Annotated in this window: 3 protein-coding genes and 1 pseudogene; 2 read left to right on the top strand and 2 right to left on the bottom strand. The window is 50.8% G+C overall.

Annotated elements, in window-relative coordinates; genetic code table 11:
* The first annotated feature begins 476 nt into the window (after window positions 1-476).
* A complete protein-coding gene (locus J7367_RS21645) occupies window positions 477-686 on the top strand; it encodes a hypothetical protein (protein WP_029561425.1) in 210 nt (69 codons plus the stop codon).
* A gap of 57 nt (window positions 687-743) precedes the next feature.
* Here the strand turns inward: J7367_RS21645 and J7367_RS21640 are convergent, their stop codons facing one another.
* Window positions 744-2,054, bottom strand: coding sequence for a type II toxin-antitoxin system HipA family toxin (locus tag J7367_RS21640; protein ID WP_057664346.1), 1,311 nt, complete (start codon window positions 2,052-2,054; stop codon window positions 744-746).
* The gene (locus J7367_RS21635) at window positions 2,051-2,356 is read right to left on the bottom strand and encodes a helix-turn-helix transcriptional regulator (RefSeq protein WP_019304622.1); all 306 of its coding nucleotides are present in this window, start codon (window positions 2,354-2,356) and stop codon (window positions 2,051-2,053) included. Before J7367_RS21635 ends, J7367_RS21640 begins: the two co-directional genes overlap by 4 nt.
* 217 nt (window positions 2,357-2,573) lie before the next feature.
* On the opposite strand from J7367_RS21635, the pseudogene J7367_RS21630 reads away from it, so the two are divergent.
* Window positions 2,574-2,718 (top strand): annotated as a pseudogene (locus J7367_RS21630) (IS5/IS1182 family transposase); the annotation flags it as partial.

Raw genomic sequence — 2,718 nt, 5'->3', positions numbered from 1 at the left:
CGAGCGTCCGAATATGGCGCTCGGCGGCATCACGCCTGCCATGAAGTTGGCGATGGCCGCTTAGCTCCACTTCTGGCGACCGCTAAAAGTGGGGGGATTACCATCACTACTCAAAAAACTGGACGCACAGCAGCAGGAAAATTGGGGAAAGGTCATCCCCCAATCTTTCATTATTGACCAGGTTCGCCAATTCGAGAGCAATAAAAGCACTCATGTTTTAACAAATACCTTTGGAGATGAACTACGTTTTCGCGGTAAACTGATCGTGCCTGGCGAAAATACTCCGTCACCATGGCTCGCGATTGCCCTTGCTCATCAAAAAGGAAGCGATAAAGATCTGATAGACACTCTGGATCGACACATCGCCTAGTATTGTGTGACCCTTTCACAAACTCTGGAATTTTTTAGAAACATCGGCTTGACGGCGAAGGCTTCTCTGCTACGAATCGAAGAACCACAACACTGGATTCGTCATTATGTCTTCTGCCGTCCACTCCCCCGCTATGCCCCTCGACCAGCAAGAACATCAACTCCGCCAAGCTCATGTTGAAGGCTGGATCGCCCAACAAAACGCAGCTGGCTTTGGCGTTGATCAGCACATGGCCGACGCCCTCAATGCGTATCTTGAGGGCCGTGTGGATCTCTCTGGGCTGCTAACTGAGCTTCGTCGTCCCTACTTGAACTGACAACTGATCCGCCTGTCAGAGGCTCGTCGTTGGCAAGTCAGCACTCTTAAAAATTAATCACAATTTCCGCCCAGACCTATTTTTCACAGGTGGACTGAACTTGATTTCCGCCCGCGCAATATTTTCATCAATTGTTGACTGAATGTGTTTCAGGGTTTTCTTGGTTATCGCATTAGGATGCAAGGCTGTTGCAATTTCAGAGAATTTTTTACCTACCCCGCCGAAACGATCGATGATGGCCTCTGCATCAGTGAATGGGATCTCTGCTTCTTCAATCGCAAGCTGAATGAGATGCGAACGACCAATATCCAGCGCCTCTCCCATAATGTCCATCTGATGATAACCCGCAGGCCCCTCGCAAAACGTCACATCATACGCGGGCGCCAATGACCATTGCCCCAATTTATTCATCAAAAAGGCGAAGTTTTTAGGATGGTCATCGCGATTATTAAAAATTACATTGAACAGAGCTCGTTCAAAAGCCAGAACACGCTGACTCAAATCTAATGTGCACATTTGAGCGGCTCTGATGAAGTTGACATAGTCGAGCGAACCAGTGTTTCGAAAGTCTGCCCCCGTAAAAGCGGCCAAGCTTTGCATCGGCACTCTCATACCATTGACACGATCAAAGCGCCTGGAAGCAAAGGCGGCTCCACCACCGGGGAGGGAAAAATAATTCGTTTGAGGCGTTGCGATCTTGCACTGACGCAAACACGCCGCATAAGCATCTTCGATGGCGCATACTTCCGGATGCTCTTGATTGGCAGGAAACTTTACCAACCAAGGTTCGAGTTCCGCGCTTGCTGCCGTCGTGAAACGACCGTCTGGATATCGATAGAGCAGAGCCTTGGGACGTGCACCTTGCGGCGATCCACCCATTTTAACCAAACGCTCCAAGAAAGCACCGCCTTCTCCTTGTTGGACCTCTTGCACCTCAGCAGCTAGATCTTCAATTGGAATATCTTCTGTTGAAAGCTGCCCTTCTTCTGCAACAGGCACGAACGTCAGCGCCCCGAGCGCATTGCTTCCGACAAATGTCAGTCTTTCCAACGGACCGATTCGAGCGGAGTTCAGCCCTCTTTGCTTGAACAAGCGATCCATGAGAAGCAAACCCCAGCCATCGGGCATTGCATCATAGACTGGTCCCGGAAGCCCCATTTGATGGTCCGGAAAACCGGAGCGCAGATCAGGCCCATTTAAAGGAAGCTTATAACTGGACAACTCGATTTTTCGTTTTTTGGCCTCATCGCTATACTGAAATGAGATCTGCGGATACTGCATGGCCAGTTTGGTCGAGACCAAGGTGCCCCAATGCCAGCGCTCTCCCCAGCCTTCGTAGTAGACCTCGACACGTTTGACTGTGCTCATGGCTTGTTCCTCATCCTTTGACGAGAAGAGCTTTCCTCATAACGCAAGATTTCATCAACCGAATTCAGTTTAGGCAAGAACAAGGCTTCTAACTCTTGGACACGTCCTAACGCCATGGTCACCCGCACCCAGTTGTCCAAGCTGACGCTCTGGCCATTTTCCAAATTGGAGATGGTGCTCATCGCCACACCGGCCCTCTTGGCGACTTCACTTTGCTTCAAGCCCAAGTGAAGTCGTTCAAGCCGAAGCCGTTCAGCTAATAGTGCAAGGACTTCACCCGGCTTCTTGAAAAATAAATCCATTTTTGCACTCCTTATGCGCATAATTCATACTTAACATACGTAATTATGTATTTAAACCCCCTGGCTGTCAATGTCTTGCGGCATCTCCAAGCTTTACCAGCGCCTGGCCGACGCTCTCAACGCCTATCCTGATGGCCTAGATCTCCCTGGGCCGCTAACTGAGCTTCGTCGCCCTTACCTGAATTAACCTCGCCAGGGGACACACCCCCGCTCAGACCGTTTGCCGGAGCAGCACGATTTGGCGCGCAAGCTGTTCAATCGGGTGAACGCGCATCTGTCGCGCAAGGGTCAGAGCCTGCGCGGCGGGACGATTGTGGATGCCACGATTATCTCTGCGCCCAGTTCGACCAAGAACAAGGACG

Source organism: Xanthomonas sp. D-36-1 (assembly GCF_017746155.1).
GTDB classification, from domain to species: Bacteria; Pseudomonadota; Gammaproteobacteria; order Xanthomonadales; family Xanthomonadaceae; genus Xanthomonas; species Xanthomonas cissicola.
Note: the sequence above shows the minus strand (reverse complement) of the source record. Positions and strands in the feature narration are given on the sequence as shown.